Below are 15,813 nucleotides of genomic sequence, written 5' to 3' on the forward strand. Positions count from 1 at the left end.
CCGGCGCCGTCCTCGAACCCGCCGTCAAATACCAGCGCATCGCCCAGACCAAGGGTCTGCCCAGGGATAACCATTAGTCACCAGTACAGAGTTTAGGGAGGCCGGCATGGCCAAGGTTTTCGGACGCGCCATGCTGGCCGCGACCCTCGCGCTGGTCGCGGGGACGGGCTTAGCTCAGGCCCAGGTCTGGCGCTCGGACGCCGGCGACGGGACCTATCGCAACCCGCCGCTCAACGCCGACTATCCCGACCCCGACATCATCCGGGTCGGCGAGGATTTCTACTTCGCCTCGACCACCTTCGTGAACGCGCCGGGGCTCACCATCCTGCATTCGAAGGACCTGGTGAACTGGGACATCGCCAGCCACGTGATGCCCAGGCTGACGGGCAATCCCAAGTACGACCTCGCCGACGGCGGCGACTATCGTCACGGCGTCTACGCGCCGAGCCTGCGCTATCACAAGGGGCGCTTCTACGTCGCGGTCACGCCGGTGGGACGTCCGACGCGCATCTATTCGGCCGCCGACGTGCGCGGGCCGTGGGCGATGCACGAGCTCGACCGCGAAGCGTTCGATCCGGCCCTGTTCATCGACGACGACGGCCAAGCCTATATGGCCACCTCGATCGGTTCCGACGGAACGATCACCCTGCTGACGCTCAACGCCGACCTGACGGCCGTCACCAGCGCCCAGAAGATCCACTACATCAAGGGCGCCGAGGGCTCGAAGCTGATCAAGCGCGAGGGCTGGTATTACATCTTCAATTCCATTCCGCGACGCCTTGGGATGACGGTTTCGCGGGCGCGATCCCTGACGGGCCCGTGGGAGACCCGCGACCAGATCGACGACAAGACCGGCGGCCACCAGGGCGCCCTGGTCGATCTGCCCGGCGGCGGCTGGTACGGCTTCGTCATGCTGGATGCGGGCGCGATCGGCCGGGTGACCAATATCAGCCCGATCTTCTGGCAAGACGATTGGCCGGTCTGGGGAACGCCGGAGGCGCCGGGCCGTGTCCCCGCGACCGCCGCCAAGCCGATCCTGGGCAAGCCGTTCGTCGAGCCGCCCAGTTCCGACGATTTCGGCAAGCCGACGCTGGGCCGCCAATGGCAGTGGAACCATAATCCCGACGACCGCCGCTGGTCGCTCAGGGAGCGTCCCGGCTATCTGCGGCTCAAGACGACCCGGGCGATGGAATTCTGGAGCGCGCGCAACACGCTGGTTCAGAAGGGGCAGGGGCCCAAGAGCCGCGCCGTGGTCAAGGTCGACGCGCGCGGCCTCGCCGCCGGCGACGCCTGCGGCCTGGGCACGTTCGGCAAGTTCTCCAGCCAGATCGTGCTGACTCGAAACGCCGCGGGGCAGGGGGAGCTCACCGCCCGACTGATCGAGAGCACCCAGGCCGGCCCCGTCACGACGCCGCGCGGCGCTTCGGTCAAGGTCCCGCTGAAGGACCTGTGGCTGTCGGTCGAGATGGACTTCACCACCGACAAGTCGGCCCTGGCCTACAGCCTAGACGGCAAGGCCTGGATCGCGTTGCCGGGGGATTTCCCACTGGCCTACGACTGGCGCACCGGCACCTTCCAGGGCGAGCAATACGGCCTGTTCTGCTACAACCCCAAGGGTGGGGAAGGGCGGCTGGACGTGGACAGCTTCACGCTATCGAAGCCGTAAGGCTCACATCGCCGAGCGGGTGTCCTCGAGCGCCAGCTCGACCAGAGTCCGCATCGCCGCGCTGGCGGCTTCGGGGTCGCCGGCGGCGATGGCGTCGCAGACCTTGGCGTGATCGGGCACCGGATCGCGGGGCAGGGCGCGCGAGCGCTGCTTGAACTCCGTGGTCCAGCTGACCGCGGCGCTGATGCTGGCGCTGAGGGCGATCATCGCGTCGTTGTGGGTGGCGCGCAGCAGGGCGTCGTGAAACGCCTTGTCGGCCGCTCGCCCCGCCTCGGTCGCCAGGGTATGACGACGCATGCCCGCCAGGGCGTCCTTCATCGCCTTGATATCGTCCTTGTCGCGGCGCTCGGCGGCGAAGCGCGCGGCGGCGGGCTCGACCACCGACCGCAGCTCGAAGAGATCCCGCACAAAGGTGACGTCCGGCTCGCTGGCCGAGAAGGCCCAGGCCAGGACGGTCGGATCCAGGATGTTCCAGCGGCTGCGCGGCAGCACGCGGGTGCCGGCCTTGGGGCGGCTTTCGACCAGGCCCTTGGCGGTCAGCACCTGAACGGCTTCGCGATAGGCGCTGCGCGACACGTCGAGCGCCTCGGCGTTGGCGATCTCGCCGGTGAGCTTCTCGCCGGGCGCGATCTGGCCCGAGACGATCGCCGTGCCGAGGTAGTGGGCCACCGCGCCGCGCAGACGCCGACCGGAGCCTCTCGTCGACTTGGGGATCGACTTGGTCTCAGGCTCTTCGGTCGGCATGCGTCAGACTCCTGGCGGCGTTCGGGTTCTATAAGCGCAACCGTGTTACCCTTGGCAAGTTACGAGCCCTTTACGGCTGGAGCTGGACGACGACCACCGACTTGGCGGGGATGTCTAGATCGAGACCCTTGGCGCCGGCCTTGGCGGAGTACGGCTTGGGAACGACCACGCCCGGGGCGTCGAAGGTGTTGACCGCATCCACGCGGGCCGCAGTCAGGACCTGACCTTTCGCAGAGCCGCTTTTGCTTCCAGCCACATTCGCGGAAATCTTCGCGGGCCGCGAAGGATCGAGATTGGTGACCGCCAGCCACAGCTTGCCCTGGGTGTCGCGGGCGGCGATGGCGTCGACGCGGGGCAGGGTGATATCGCCCTGCGTATAGACGCCCTTGTCCAGGCTGACCGGCACGAAGGTCGCGTCCTGGAAGGGCAGGTACATCTTGTAGACGTGATAGGTCGGGGTCAGGACCATCTTGTCCTTGTCCGTCAGGATCATGGCCTGCAGGACATTGACCATCTGGGCGATGTTGGTCATCCGCACGCGATCGGCGTGGCGGGCGAAGATATTCAGGTTCAGGGCTGCGACGATCGCATCGCGCAGCGAGTTCTGCTGGACCAGGAAGCCGGGATTGGTGCCTTCCAGCGGCGCCAGCCAGACGCCCCACTCGTCGACGACCAGCGGCACCTTCTTCTCGGGATCGTACTTGTCCATGATCGCCGAGTGCTTGGCGACTAGATCGTCCATGCCCAGCGTCTCCTTCAGGAGCTTGGCGTAGGCGGTCTCGTCGAACTTGGTGCTCGAATACGACGGCGGCCAGCCGCCGGTCGTGTAGGAGTGCAGGGACAGGCCCTCGATGTTCCAGGCCCAGTCATGCGATTTCTGGGCCGCCATCACCGCCTCGGTGTAGGCCGGATCGGCCTGGTTTGGACCGACCGCGATGCGCTGCATCGCCTCGGCGCCGGTCTGCTTGGGGTTATAGTTGCGGACGAAACGGGCGTAGCGCTTCATCTCGTCGGCATAGTACTCGGCGCGCATCGCGCCGCCGCAGCTCCAGCTCTCGTTGCCGATGCCGAGGAACTTGACCTTGTAAGGCTCTACGTGACCGTTGGCGGCGCGTTCCTTGCCCGCGGTCGTGGCGGGATCGGCGGTCATGTACTCGACCCATTCGGCCGCCTCCTGGACCGTGCCGGAGCCGACATTGACCGAGACATAGGCCTCGCTGCCGATCTGGCTGACGAAGTCCATGAACTCGTCGGTGCCGAAGGTGTTGGGCTCGACCGCGCCGCCCCAGTTGGAATTGATCGTCTTGCGACGCGCCTCGACGGGACCGATGCCGTGGCGCCAGTGATACTCGTCGGCGAAGCAGCCGCCCGGCCAGCGGACGTTTGGCACCTTGATAGCCCGCAGCGCTTCCACCACGTCCTGGCGGATGCCACGAACATTGGGAATCGAGGAGTCCTTGCCCACCCAGACGCCGCCGTAGATCCCGGTTCCGAGGTGCTCGGCGAATTGCCCGAAGATGTTCCGATCGATCTTGGCGCCGGGCGATCCGGCCTCGATGCGCAGCGGGATCGGCGCGTCGGCCCTAGACTGAGCCAGGGCGGGCGTCGCGGCCAAGGTCAGGGCGATGGCGGAGGCGGCCAGCGGGCCGGCAAATCGGAACATGTCATCTCCCTCTGGCGGCGGCGCTCAAAAGCCACCCCTAACGGCGTCGCCTTGCGTACGGCGCGTGAATGCGCGTCATGGCGCTGCCGCGATAATAGTCAGACAAATAGACGGATCAAGCGAGTCCGGATCCTTCGACAGGCTCGCTGGCGCGGCGCGTCTGGACACGCGCCGCGCCAGCGAGGTCATCAGAACTTGAAGCGCACGCCGGCGCGGTACATCCGGCCGACGATGTCGTAGAGCGCCGGATTGGCGTAGTTCGGAGACTTGGCCGGATCGCGATCGAACAGGTTGTCGACCTTGAAGTAGGCGGTCACGTCGTCGCGGATCTTATAGGTCCCGCCGACGTCCATGTAGAACGCGCCAGGCATGAAGTTCTTGTCGATCGTCGGCGCGTTCGCCGTCGAGACCGGGCAGGTTCCCGGAGCGCACACGACGTACTGGTTGCCGTAGTTGCCGTCGGTGAACCAACGCTCCTGCAACGTCACGCTGAAGCGGTCGGTCTCGTAGCTCTGGATCGCTAGCCACTTCCAGTGAGGGGTGTTGCCCTGGTTCACGCCCGCGGAATCGACCGGAACGGTGCCGGGCAGGCCCGAGTCGGTCCAGAACTCGCGGATATGGGTGGCCAGGGCGCGCAGGGTGAAGTTGCCCGGCAGGCCCAGCGGTTGGCGCCAGCGATAGCTGGCCTCGATGTCGAACCCGCTGGTCTTGATCGACGCCAGATTGAAGGACTGGACGTTGATGTAGTTGCGGGCGTTAGGCTCGAGATTGAGGTTATAGGCGCCGCAGGTCTGCGGCAGGATCTTGCGGAAGCAGTAGTCGACGATCTGGGCCGCTCCCAGGCTGGAAATGACGTCGTCGACCTTGATCTTGTAGTAGTCGAATGACGCGCTGAAGCCTGGCAGCCAGGACGGGTTGGCCAGCACGACGCCGATCTGGGTGTTGCGGGCGATTTCCGGCGTCAGGTTTGGATTGCCGATGGCGTTCTGGATCGCCACCACGTTCCGGTTTCTCTCCGGGTCGAAGAAGTTCGGCAGGGTGGTGGTGACCGGGGCGGCGAACAGCTCCGACAGGTTCGGGGCGCGGACGTCCCGCGAGGTCACGCCACGGAAGCGCAGGCCGTCGAAGGGCGTGTCCCAGGTCCCGCCGGCCTTCCAGGTCCAGATCGTGCCCGACGTGCTGTAGTCGGTGACCCGCGCGGCGGCGTTGAAGTTGGCGCGACCGGCCTTGTCGTTGTCGAACAGGGGCAGGTCAATTTCCAGGAAGGCTTCCTTGACGTTGTAGACGCCGTCGCCGTTCTTGTAGTTGCCGGCGTGCCAGTTGTTGCCCAGCGACGACATCAGCGGATCGGCCGGATAGGCGCCGCCATTGGGGCTGCGATCGGCGATCCCGGCGCCGTAGGGGTCGGCCCGGACAGTATAGAACTCCCGGCGATACTCGGCGCCGAACGCCACCGACAACGGACCGGCCCACAAGTCGACCGGCGCGCCCGAGAAGCTCAGGCTGGCGACATCCTGGGTCATGCGCAGCCGCTGGAACGGCCCGGCGGCGGGCTGGACATACTCAAGCGCCGCGGCCGAGGGCGGCTTTCCGCCGAAGATGTTCAGCGGCTGGCAGCCATTGGCGCGCGCCACAGGATCGGCGCAGACGATCGCGCCGTTCAAGGTGATGGCCTGGATCGCCTGGTTGAAGTGCGGCGTCAGCAGGATGTGGTCGACGTCGACGGCGGCCTTGTTGACGCCATGCTCGTAATAGGCGTCATACGACCAGTCGGAGCCCATCGCGGCGAACTTGCCCTTCAGGCCGGCGACGACGCGGTACATGCGGCGATCGGTGTGGACCTTGGTGTTAGGCAGCAGCGCGTTGCTGGTGCCGAACTGGAAGCTGGTGATCCCGGCGGTCGCGCAGGCGTCGCGCACCGAGGCCGGCAGATACGGGTTGGCGCACTGCAGCGTCAGGCCGGTCCGGTTCATGCCGTTGACCGGCTGGTTGCTGGTCTTGACCTGGCCCAGGTTGAACGAGACGTAGGCCTCGTTGTTCTCGGCGAAGTCGTAGCCGATGCGGCCGTAGCCGACCTTGCGTTCGATCGCCGACTGCAGCGTGCGGCCGCTATCGACATTGCCCGACAGATCGCCGCCGACACAGAAGCCCGGCAGACAGCCCAGAACGGCGCCGCCGGCGGTCTTGGACGGCACGCCGCCCGAACCGTACTGGAACTGGAACGGTTGGCCGCTCTGGTCGAAAGCGATGCCCTGCAGGGGCCCGGCCGTGATCAGGCCGTACTTGGTGTAGGCGTACGGCTGGGCGTTGTCGCGCATCAGATACTGCGGCGACTTATCGTCGACGACGTTGCGATTGATCATCGTCGTCTGGGTGAACCAGTGGCGGTCACCGGCCAAGTCGAGGCCGAAATCGCCCGGGCCGACGCCGTCTTCCTTGGCCCACTCGACGCTCCCGACGACGTGCACACGGTCGCCGGCGAAGCTGCGGCCGCCCGCCAACTGCACCATGCCCTGCTCGTTGTCGTCGTACTTCGAGATGCCGGCCTGGATATTGCCCTTCAGGCCTTCGAAGCGGGTGTCGGTGATGAAGTTGACGACGCCGCCCACGGCGTCGGAGCCGTACGAGGCCGAGGCGCCGCCGTTCACCACGTCCACGCGCTGAATCAGCAGTTGTGGGAACAGGCTGACGTCCGTGACGCCGGTGTAGTAGGCGCCGACCACGCGCTGGCCGTCCAGCAGGGTCAGGGTGCGGATGGTGCCCAGGCCGCGCAGCGAGAACGAGCTCAGGCCCTGCTGGCCGCTGGACGTGCTGAAGGTGTTGGTAGCCGAGCCGCTGGACCCCTGCAGCGACGGCAGCTGCACGATCGTCGCGAAGACGTTGGGTTGGGCGTTGTTCTGAATCTGGTCTTCGCCGATCACCGAGGTCGGGGTCGGGGCGGTAAAGCCAGTGGTTTGGATCCGCGTGCCGGTGACCACGATTTCGCTGACCACGGAGTCGTCGCTGGCGGAGGAGGGGGGCTTGGGCGTCGGCGCCGATTGCGCCAGGGTCGGTCCGACGACCAGCATCGACATCAGCGCGGCCGCGCCCGCGGACATCAGCGCCTGTCCCCGCAGCCTACCTGGCGCGCCTCCAACGGCGAATTCGTCTGCGCCGGTTCGCGCCGACGGCAGCGGCGCGCGTGAATGGTTCATGCCCGTGGCACGCATTTTCGATTTCCCTCCCAATGCGCGCGACGTCGTTGCGTTCGCGCGTTTCTTTTTCACGTCGTCGCCCCCTTCTTGGTGGGAACGGTAACGTTACCATACCGGTGGTATGCTGATGCGGGGAGGGAGTCAATACTCCGACATAATAGTCATTGCGGACGGGGCTGGAGGCTCCGGGGCGTCGGTTTCAGGCAAGCGACGGCGGCGCCGTGGACTGGCGCGCGACGATCTCGTGTTCGAGAACGTGCTCGCGCGGGGCTTGGCGGTCTTGTGCGGTCCTGGCGATCTCGGCTGTCAGTAGGCCCAGCGCTTCGGCGGCCAGCTTGCGGACCGGCTGATGGACGGTGGTCAACGGCGGCCACAGAGTCACTGCGGCGGGCGTATCGTCGAAACCGACCACAGTCAGTTCGCGCGGCACGTCCAGATGGCGGCGATGCGCTACGGAGACGGCCGCGGCCGCCATGTCATCATTGCTGGCGAAGATCGCCGTCGGCGGCGGCGTCGCTTCCAGCAGCTGTTCGGCGGCGGCCAGCCCGGAAGCAAAGCTGAAATCGCCGCGGGCGACCACCGTCGTGACGCCCGGAGCCTCGCGCACGGCGTCCTGGAAGCCCGCCAGGCGTTGGCCGCTGGCGGCCTGATCGGGGTTGCCGAGGATAAAGCCTAGATGGCTATGCCCAAGGCCGATCAGTTCGCGGGTCATCTCATAGGCGGCGCGACGGTCGTCGATCCGCACGCTGATCGCATCCTCGACGCCATAAGCGCCGACGGCGGCCATCGGCAGGCCGGCCTTGCTGAGCGCGCGCAGGACGACGGGCGACTCGCCCAGCGGCGGAGCCAGGATCACGCCGCGGATGCCAGACGCCACCAGCGCCTTCAGGTCCGCTGCGCCAGGGGGACGTCCGCCTTCGCCGCCTTTGAGGAGAATGAGGCGAGCGCCGCGAATGGACGCTTCCTCAAAGACGCCTGTCAGGAAGTCGCTCATGAAGGCGGCGCTGGGATTGGAATAGACCACGCCGATCCGCAGCTCGGTCGAGGTCACCAGGCTGCGCGCGGCGACGTTCGGCGTGTAGCCGAGGGCGCGAATGGCTTCATTGACCGCTTGGCGGGTCTCGGGGCCAACGCCCGGGCGATCGTTGATCACGCGCGACACCGTCATGGGCGACACGCCGGCCTGGGCCGCGACGTCGATGATGGTGGGACCGCGAATGGCTCCAGAATTCTTCGCCAATCTCGCTCGTCTCCCAAAATCGCGCGACGGCTGGCGCGAAACATCGATCGGCCCGTCGAATGCTGTTTTGTAGCTCGCTGGCTTGGCGTCAAGCCTTCGCCATAGCGGAACAATGATTATTTCCGATAATATATCTTAGACGAATAAGCCACGAGAAGCTGCTTCTTGCTGAGCAGCCATTTCCTGCCCTGATCTTCGCGTCCCGAAACTCAGAAGACGCATCCACTAAACGCGCCGACCGCTGTCACTGACTCCTAATTCTGCGAGTCGCAGCTGCGCCGTTACGAGTTGCCACGTCGTTCCGCGTTTTCGCGATTTTCTGACTCCAACCCTGCGACTGGGCGACTCCAATTGTTCGACTGGTGCCCGTCGGCAAATCGCGCCAGCGCTAGCACTGTACCGGCTTGCTCACCAACACCCTTGGCGGATCGTCCATTGCGCTGTTCAAGCGGGCGGAGATGGTCGCCTTCGGGTATTGGTCTCGAATGGCCGTGTGACCGGAGCGTGCGATGTCCCAACCATCCGAACATCGTTTCCACCACCAGAACGACTCCGCTGGCGTTCCCAACGGCGGACCGGCGCTCGATCCGGTCCGCAAGGGCGTGATCTACACTTGTCCCATGCATCCGGAGATCCGCCGTTCCGAACCTGGGGCTTGCCCGATCTGCGGCATGGCGCTGGAGCCGCTGACGGCAAGCCCCGACCTTGGGCCCAACCCTGAGCTGAAGAGCATGACGCTGCGGTTCTGGGTCGGGCTTGGGCTCGCAGCGCCGGTCTTCGCTCTGGAAATGGGCGGCCACGTTGGCTTGATGGGCTCTCACCTCCCGCCTCATCTCTCCAACTGGATCCAGTTCATTCTCGCCACGCCCGTGGTGCTCGGCTGCGGTTGGCCATTCCTGGAGCGCGGCGCCCGCTCGGTGGCCACGCGCCAGCTCAACATGTTCACCCTGATCGCGATGGGCGTCGGCGTGGCCTGGGCATATAGCGTCGTGGCGACCCTGGCTCCGGACATCTTCCCACCCGCGTTCCGCAACCCCGATGGCTCGGCGCCGATCTATTTCGAAGCCGCCGCCGTCATCACGGTCCTGGTTCTTTTGGGCCAGGTGCTCGAGCTTAGGGCGCGCGAAAACACCTCGGGAGCGATCAAGGCCTTGCTGGGCCTCTCGCCCAAGACCGCCCGCCGCGTCGTCAACGGCGATGACGTCGAGGTCGCCGTCGACGCGATCGAGGTCGGGTTCGAACTGCGTGTACGTCCCGGCGAGAAGATTCCGGTCGACGGCCGGCTTGTTTCGGGCGAGGCGTTCGTCGATGAGGCTCTCGTGACCGGAGAGTCGATGCCGGTCCACAAGTCGCCCGGCGACAAGGTGATCGGCGGCGCGCTCAACAAGACCGGCTCGTTCGTGATGCGGGCCGACAAGGTTGGGGCCGATACCCTGCTCGCCCAGATCGTGGCGATGGTCGCAGAGGCGCAGCGCAGCCGCGCGCCGATCCAGCGCATGGCCGACCGGGTCGCCGGCTGGTTCGTTCCGGCGGTGATTCTCGTCGCCCTCCTCGCCTTCGCCGGCTGGGCGGTGTTTGGGCCGCCGCCCCGCATGACCTTCGCCCTGGTGACGGCGGTGTCGGTGCTGATCATCGCCTGCCCGTGCGCGCTGGGTCTCGCCACCCCGCTTTCGATCATGGTCGGCGTCGGCCGGGGCGCCCGCGCGGGTGTTCTGATCAAGAACGCCGAGGCGCTGGAGCGCTTCGAGAACATCGACACCCTGGTCGTCGACAAGACGGGCACCCTCACCGAGGGGCGGCCGACGGTGACCGCCATTCGCGTCTCGCCCGGCTACGCCGAGGACGAGATTCTGCGGCTGGCCGCGAGCCTGGAGCGGGCCAGCGAGCATCCCCTGGCGGAAGCGATCGTGCGGGCGGCCGCCGGCCGAGGTCTGTCCATGCTGCCTGCCCAGGATTTCGACTCCCCTGTCGGCAAGGGCGTGGTGGGCAAGGTCGATGGCCGGTCCCTCGCGATCGGCTCCGCCCGGTTCCTGGCCGAGCTTGGCCTGTCGACAGAGGTCCTCGCCGCCCAGGCCGACGACCTGCGGCGCCAAGGCGCGACGGCTATATTCGTGGCCGTGGACGGAGCGGTGGCGGCGGCGCTGGCCATCGCCGATCCGGTCAAGCCGACCACCAAGGCCGCCGTCGTGGCCTTGCGCGCTCAGGGCGTGCGGATCGTCATGCTCACGGGCGACAACAGGACCACTGCGGAAGCCGTGGCGCGAGGCCTAGGCATTGACGAGGTCGAGGCCGATGTCCTGCCCGCCGAGAAGGCGGCCGTGGTCAAGAAGCTGCGCGGGGACGGCCGCAGGGTCGCCATGGCCGGCGATGGGGTCAATGACGCGCCAGCCCTGGCGGCGGCGGAAGTCGGCGTGGCGATGGGCGCGGGCTCGGACGTCGCGATCGAAAGCGCTGGGGTGACCCTGCTGCGCGGCGACCTCCAAGGCCTGGTGATGGCGCGCCGCCTGTCCCAGGCGGTGATGGACAACATCCGCCAGAACCTATTCTTCGCCTTCGCCTACAACGTCGCCGGCGTTCCAATCGCCGCAGGCGCGCTCTATCCAATGTTCGGCTGGCGACTGTCGCCGGCGATCGCCGCCGGCGCCATGGCGCTATCGTCGGTCAGCGTCGTCGCCAACGCCCTGCGCCTGCGCGGCGTCCGGCTTGAGGGGCGTGACGGAGAAGACACGAGGAAACGCCGAGCCGCGTCTTAAAAGGCGTTATGCAACGCCCCTCGCCAGGCTAGGCCGAAGATTAGTCGCGCATTTTGGAGTCTGATCACTCGATATTGGAGTCAGTCGTGGCTTATCGAGTCAGGCATCACAGCGAACTAGCGCCGCCGCGTCTCTAGGTTGACGACGGAGGGGCCTCCATGGCGTCCATTCGCGGGACGCCCTCCTCTCTCGGGCGCCGGGACCGGGCGACGAAATAGAGGCCGGCGAGAACGGTGCAGGCGGCGCCAAAAAGGCTCGTTGCGTAGATGCTAGCGACGAAGAAGTGCAGCCAGTCGAGGTCGATCATGGCGAAGTTGCGCCAGATCAGCAGCGCGACGCTGCCGAGATAGCCCGACGCATCGGCGACATAGATGAGGAAGCCCGCCGTCCCGACCTGGCCGCTGAAAGCGACCATGCGGTCGAAAAGCATCGCGTTGAAGGGCGTATAGGCCAGATAGACGCCCGCCCCGGTGAGGACCATCCAGGCGAGCGGCGACAGCATGTGCGCCTGGAAGGCCAGGGTCGAGACGCCGAGCAGGACGAAGCCCGTGAAGATCACGCCATGCATCACGAGCAGCGCGCGCAGATTGTCCTTCACCAGCATCACCGCGCCCAGAACGCCCAGGGCGATGACGGCGACAGGCAGCTCGCTTGCGGTGAAGACGTCCGAGGCCTTGCCAAAGCCCAGCGCGGCCCAGATCTCGGCGGCGAAGTTGTCGCGGAAGTCGCGGAGCGCGGTCAGCAGAACATAGGAAAGCACCAGCAGAACGATGCCGGGGGCATAGGTCGCCAGGAACGCCCGGCGCTGGGCGCCGTCCATCGGCTGGCGGCGCACCCGAGCGGCCTCGTCGGCGGCGTTCGGCGGCGGAAGTTGGCTCAGCGCCCAGACCGAGACCGCCAGCAACGGCATGAACACCGCGCCGGTGGCGGCCGGCATCCAGAACGGAGAGACGTGGAAGTCGCTCATCAGCCATTTGCCGACCGACTTCACGACGCCCGAGGAGAGGATGAAGCTGGCGCAGAGGATGGCCCCTAGGACCTCGGAGGTCCGACGCCCTTCCATGTAGCCGAACACCAGCCCCCAGATCATGCCCAGCGGCAGGCCGTTCAGGAACAGGGCCGCGACATTCCAGGGCGCGGGAACCAGGGCGAAGCCCAGGAGAGCCACCCAAGAGGCGCCGATCAAGCCAAGGATGGCCGCGCCTCGACGGGCGGGATCGATCTCCGAGATGACCTTGACGCCGATGAACTTGGACAAGGCGTAGCCCAGCACCTGAGCCAGGACGAGGGCGATCTTGTAGTCGACCACGAAGGTCCAGCCTTCGACAGCGCCGAAGGTCGCCGCGGCGAACGGCTTGCGGAAGGCGTACATCGAGAAATAGGCGCAGAACCCAGCCAATCCCGCGAACAACGCGAAGGCCAGCGGATTGGCGCGCTCAAGCCAGCGCCGAGGACCGAATGTCATGAATACGCCCTTCGATAAACTGACTTGGTCTAGACCACGGACATGTCGGCTCGATGACGGCGATCTCGCTAACGGACCCGAATGTCGACGCTGACGGTCAAGGCGTCATGTCGCCAGTATTCGCGATCGAACTCGACGACATTTCCTTGAGCGTCATAGCAGGTCCGCACGAGACTGAGGCCCGGCAGGCCGGACTTCACGCGCAGCGCTTCGGCCTCGTCGCGCGTCAGGGCGCAGGGTCGCATGTCGACCTTGTTGCGCGCCACGCCGATGCCATAGACTGTCTTCAGGACGCTGGTCAGCGAACCATTCAGGTCGTGTTCGATCAGACCCGGAGCGCGGGCGCCATCGACGATGATGCTCTCGATCAGCACGGCGCGGCCGTCGATCGAACGGCGCCGACGGATCCAGTACATCGGCGCGCCGATCGGACGCGAGAAGATCTGGGCCAGAATGCCATCGCAGGTGATCTCGACCTTGCTCAGCGTTTCGGTTTCGGGGCGCCGTCCCTGCGCCTCGACGTAGGACATGAAGCCCTCCCAGCGCGTCGGATCGTAGACCACGGGCGGTGGTGAAACGTACCAGCCGCTGCGGTCCTTCCGGTAGATGATCCCCTCGGCTTCGAGCTGGAACAAGGCCTCTCGCACGGTGCCCCGCGCCACGCCCCCGCCGATCTGCAGCTGACGCTCGGAAGGCAGCCGCTCGCCGGGCTTGAATTCGCCGGCCGTGATGCGGGCGGCGATGTCGTCACGCACGCCGAGATACTGAAGACTTTCGGGCTGTTGCATCGAACGACCTGGCCAGCGGTCGAATCCCGCCGTCCGTGAGGATGGGAGGGGGGCTTGCCGGGGTCAAGGAACCCGATCGGGTTCGACGCGCCCCGCCCCAAAATGTCACGAAACCTTCGCGTCAATCTGGTCTATACCAAATTGCATTGTGGGAGACAGATCATGGTCACCGATCGACGCTCGCTTCTGCGCGCCGCCGCGGCCGGCGCCGCCGCGGGCATGCTGCCGGCGACCATCGCGCGCGCCTTGGCGATCCCCGCGCGCAATCGAACCGGCACGATCATGGACGTCGAGCACGTCGTGATCTTCATGCAGGAGAACCGGGCGTTCGATCACTACTTCGGGACACTCAACGGGGTCCGAGGTTTCGGCGACCCTCGGCCGCAGCGTCTGCCGGGCGGAGCGTCAGTCTGGCGCCAGCCGAGCCGCGAGCATCCGGACGGCTTTGTCGCGCCCTTCCATGGCGACGCCTCGGCCACCAACGCCTACACGGTGGACGGCTCCGATCAGGGCCATCAGGCGGCCATCACCATCGTCAACGGCGGGCGCTATGACCAATGGGGGCATAGCGGCGAACTGCACAAGCGGATGGTCTATTACAAGGCCTCCGACCTGCCCTTCTACCATGCGCTGGCCAGCGCCTTCACCGTCTGCGACGCCTATCACTGCTCGACCCTGACCCAGACCTATCCCAATCGCCTGCACCTCTGGACGGGCTGTAACGGCGGGGGGAAGGTCGGCGGCGACCCAGAGATGAGCAACTACGGCGAGGACGAGACGCCCAGCGCCGATATGGCCACGGACAAGCCGATGGCCAAGGGCCCGTACGATTGGACGACCTATGCCGAACGGCTGCAGGCGGCCGGGATCAGCTGGAAGGTCTATCAGGAATACGACAACTTCGGCGACAACATCCTGTCGGTGTTCAAGCCGTTCCGCCCGTGCGCCAAGGACTCGCTGCTCTATGAGCGAGGGCGCTCATGGGTGTCGGAGCATAAGACCGGCGCCGACCGCACCCGGTCGGATGGCGAACAGTTGGTCGAGGCCTTCCGCGCCGATGTCGCCGCCGATCGCCTGCCTCAGGTTTCTTGGATCGTCACCGCCGCGGACCTGTCCGAACACCCCCAGGCCGAGCCTTCGAAGGGCGAGCACGTCTGCGCCGAACTGGTCAAGGCGCTGGTCGATCACCCCGAGGTGTTCGCTAAGACCGTCTTCATCATCAACTACGACGAAGCGGGCGGCTTCTACGACCATATGCAGCCGCCGATGCCGCCGTTGACCGCCGACCAAGGGTGGAGCTCGGTCTCGGTCGCCGGCGAGAGCAAGGACTACGGTCAGGCCGACGTCGAGAACAAGGGCGCTCACCCGCTGGGCCTGGGCATTCGTGTGCCGGCCATCATCGTCTCGCCGTGGACGCGCGGCGGCTTCGTCTGCTCCGAGGTGTTTGACCACACCTCGACCCTGCGGTTCCTGGAGCGCCGCTTTGGGGTGCGCGAGGAGAACATCAGCGATTGGCGTCGGACGGTCTGCGGCGACCTGACATCGGCCTTCGACTTCGCCGCGCCGAACAAGGACTGGTCAGCCCTGACCCTGCCGGCGACGACGGACTACATCCAGCGCGTGGCCCGCTCCAAGGCCGCGCCCAGCCTGCGCATCCCGGCGGTGCAGACCGCGTCGGCGCAGGACGGCCCGCAGCGCGGAGCCCGCGCCCTGCCCTACCTGCTGTCGGCCGACTTGCGCGTAAAGAATGGCAAGGTCTGGATCGACCTGGTCAACGCCGGACGCGCGGGCGCGGTGTTCCAGGTGTTCGACAACACTGACCGCGACGGTCCCTGGCGCTTCACCCTGGCGGCGGGGCGAGCCTATGCGGCGGGGCATTGGAACCGCGCGGGCCAGGCGCCTGGGCCCTATGACTTGACCGTCCATGGGCCCAACGGTTTCTACCGCCGCTTCGCGGGCGACGCGTCGAGGACACAGCCCTCCATCAAGGTCCTGCCCGACGCGCGGTCGCGCCTGCTCGTCAAGCTGAAGGCCGAAAAGGCCGGCGTCGTGATCGCCCAGATGGACGAGGCCTATCCCCTGTCCGACGGCGAGGCGCGTCAGAGCATCAGCCTGAGGGCCGGCGAAACCACCCAGGCCGTCTGGGATCTTCGCGGCAGCGACCATTGGTACGATTTGACCCTCACCCACGCGGATGATCCCAGCTTCATTCAGCGGCTGGCCGGGCATCTTGAGACCGGGCGGGCCAGCCGCACCGATCCCGGCATCGGGCGCATGCGCCTGTAAGCCCTCAAAACCTA

Annotated in this window: 9 protein-coding genes; 3 read left to right on the forward strand and 6 right to left on the reverse strand. The window is 66.5% G+C overall.

What is annotated here, in order from left to right; genetic code table 11:
• Positions 1-106: 106 nt before the first annotated feature.
• Positions 107-1,666: a glycoside hydrolase 43 family protein gene (locus tag Q0379_RS22325; protein WP_299016911.1), complete on the forward strand. Its 1,560-nt coding sequence runs from the start codon at positions 107-109 to the stop codon at positions 1,664-1,666.
• Between the two features lie 3 nt (positions 1,667-1,669).
• Here the strand turns inward: Q0379_RS22325 and Q0379_RS22330 are convergent, their stop codons facing one another.
• The 4 genes from Q0379_RS22330 to Q0379_RS22345 form a co-directional block, all read right to left on the reverse strand.
• The gene (locus Q0379_RS22330) at positions 1,670-2,410 is read right to left on the reverse strand and encodes a FadR/GntR family transcriptional regulator (RefSeq protein ID WP_299016915.1); all 741 of its coding nucleotides are present in this window, start codon (positions 2,408-2,410) and stop codon (positions 1,670-1,672) included.
• Between the two features lie 70 nt (positions 2,411-2,480).
• On the reverse strand, positions 2,481-4,073 hold the full coding sequence (locus Q0379_RS22335) for an alpha-L-arabinofuranosidase C-terminal domain-containing protein (RefSeq protein ID WP_299016918.1): 1,593 nt from the start codon (positions 4,071-4,073) through the stop codon (positions 2,481-2,483).
• Between the two features lie 188 nt (positions 4,074-4,261).
• Complete coding sequence (locus tag Q0379_RS22340) at positions 4,262-7,171, reverse strand: TonB-dependent receptor (RefSeq protein WP_299016921.1); 2,910 nt, start codon at positions 7,169-7,171, stop codon at positions 4,262-4,264.
• Positions 7,172-7,466: 295 nt separating this feature from the next.
• A complete protein-coding gene (locus Q0379_RS22345) occupies positions 7,467-8,507 on the reverse strand; it encodes a LacI family DNA-binding transcriptional regulator (RefSeq protein WP_299016924.1) in 1,041 nt (346 codons plus the stop codon).
• Positions 8,508-9,127: 620 nt separating this feature from the next.
• Here Q0379_RS22345 and Q0379_RS22350 point away from each other — a divergent pair.
• Positions 9,128-11,260, forward strand: coding sequence for a copper-translocating P-type ATPase (locus Q0379_RS22350; RefSeq protein ID WP_366519345.1), 2,133 nt, complete (start codon positions 9,128-9,130; stop codon positions 11,258-11,260).
• Positions 11,261-11,393: 133 nt separating this feature from the next.
• Here Q0379_RS22350 and Q0379_RS22355 read toward each other — a convergent pair whose 3' ends face one another.
• A complete protein-coding gene (locus tag Q0379_RS22355) occupies positions 11,394-12,725 on the reverse strand; it encodes a DUF5690 family protein (protein ID WP_299016929.1) in 1,332 nt (443 codons plus the stop codon).
• A 68-nt stretch (positions 12,726-12,793) separates the two neighbouring features.
• Positions 12,794-13,513, reverse strand: coding sequence for a UTRA domain-containing protein (locus Q0379_RS22360; protein ID WP_066681072.1), 720 nt, complete (start codon positions 13,511-13,513; stop codon positions 12,794-12,796).
• A gap of 162 nt (positions 13,514-13,675) precedes the next feature.
• Here Q0379_RS22360 and Q0379_RS22365 point away from each other — a divergent pair, with 162 nt between their 5' ends.
• Positions 13,676-15,799 (forward strand): phosphocholine-specific phospholipase C, encoded by a 2,124-nt coding sequence (locus Q0379_RS22365; protein WP_299016932.1) that lies wholly within the window; start codon positions 13,676-13,678, stop codon positions 15,797-15,799.
• Positions 15,800-15,813 lie beyond the last annotated feature (14 nt).

The sequence above is a fragment of the uncultured Caulobacter sp. genome (genome assembly GCF_937900395.1).
Taxonomy (GTDB): domain Bacteria; phylum Pseudomonadota; class Alphaproteobacteria; order Caulobacterales; family Caulobacteraceae; genus Caulobacter.

Bases quoted from the DNA above. Each gene is read 5' to 3' on its own strand.
- Q0379_RS22360 (WP_066681072.1), bottom strand. From the start codon at position 13,513: ATGCAACAGCCCGAAAGTCTTCAGTATCTCGGCGTGCGTGACGACATC.
- Q0379_RS22340 (WP_299016921.1), bottom strand. From the start codon at position 7,171: ATGTCCGCGGGCGCGGCCGCGCTGATGTCGATGCTGGTCGTCGGACCG.
- Q0379_RS22355 (WP_299016929.1), bottom strand. From the start codon at position 12,725: ATGACATTCGGTCCTCGGCGCTGGCTTGAGCGCGCCAATCCGCTGGCC.
- Q0379_RS22335 (WP_299016918.1), bottom strand. From the start codon at position 4,073: ATGTTCCGATTTGCCGGCCCGCTGGCCGCCTCCGCCATCGCCCTGACC.
- Q0379_RS22350 (WP_366519345.1), top strand. From the start codon at position 9,128: ATGCATCCGGAGATCCGCCGTTCCGAACCTGGGGCTTGCCCGATCTGC.
- Q0379_RS22330 (WP_299016915.1), bottom strand. From the start codon at position 2,410: ATGCCGACCGAAGAGCCTGAGACCAAGTCGATCCCCAAGTCGACGAGA.
- Q0379_RS22325 (WP_299016911.1), top strand. From the start codon at position 107: ATGGCCAAGGTTTTCGGACGCGCCATGCTGGCCGCGACCCTCGCGCTG.
- Q0379_RS22365 (WP_299016932.1), top strand. From the start codon at position 13,676: ATGGTCACCGATCGACGCTCGCTTCTGCGCGCCGCCGCGGCCGGCGCC.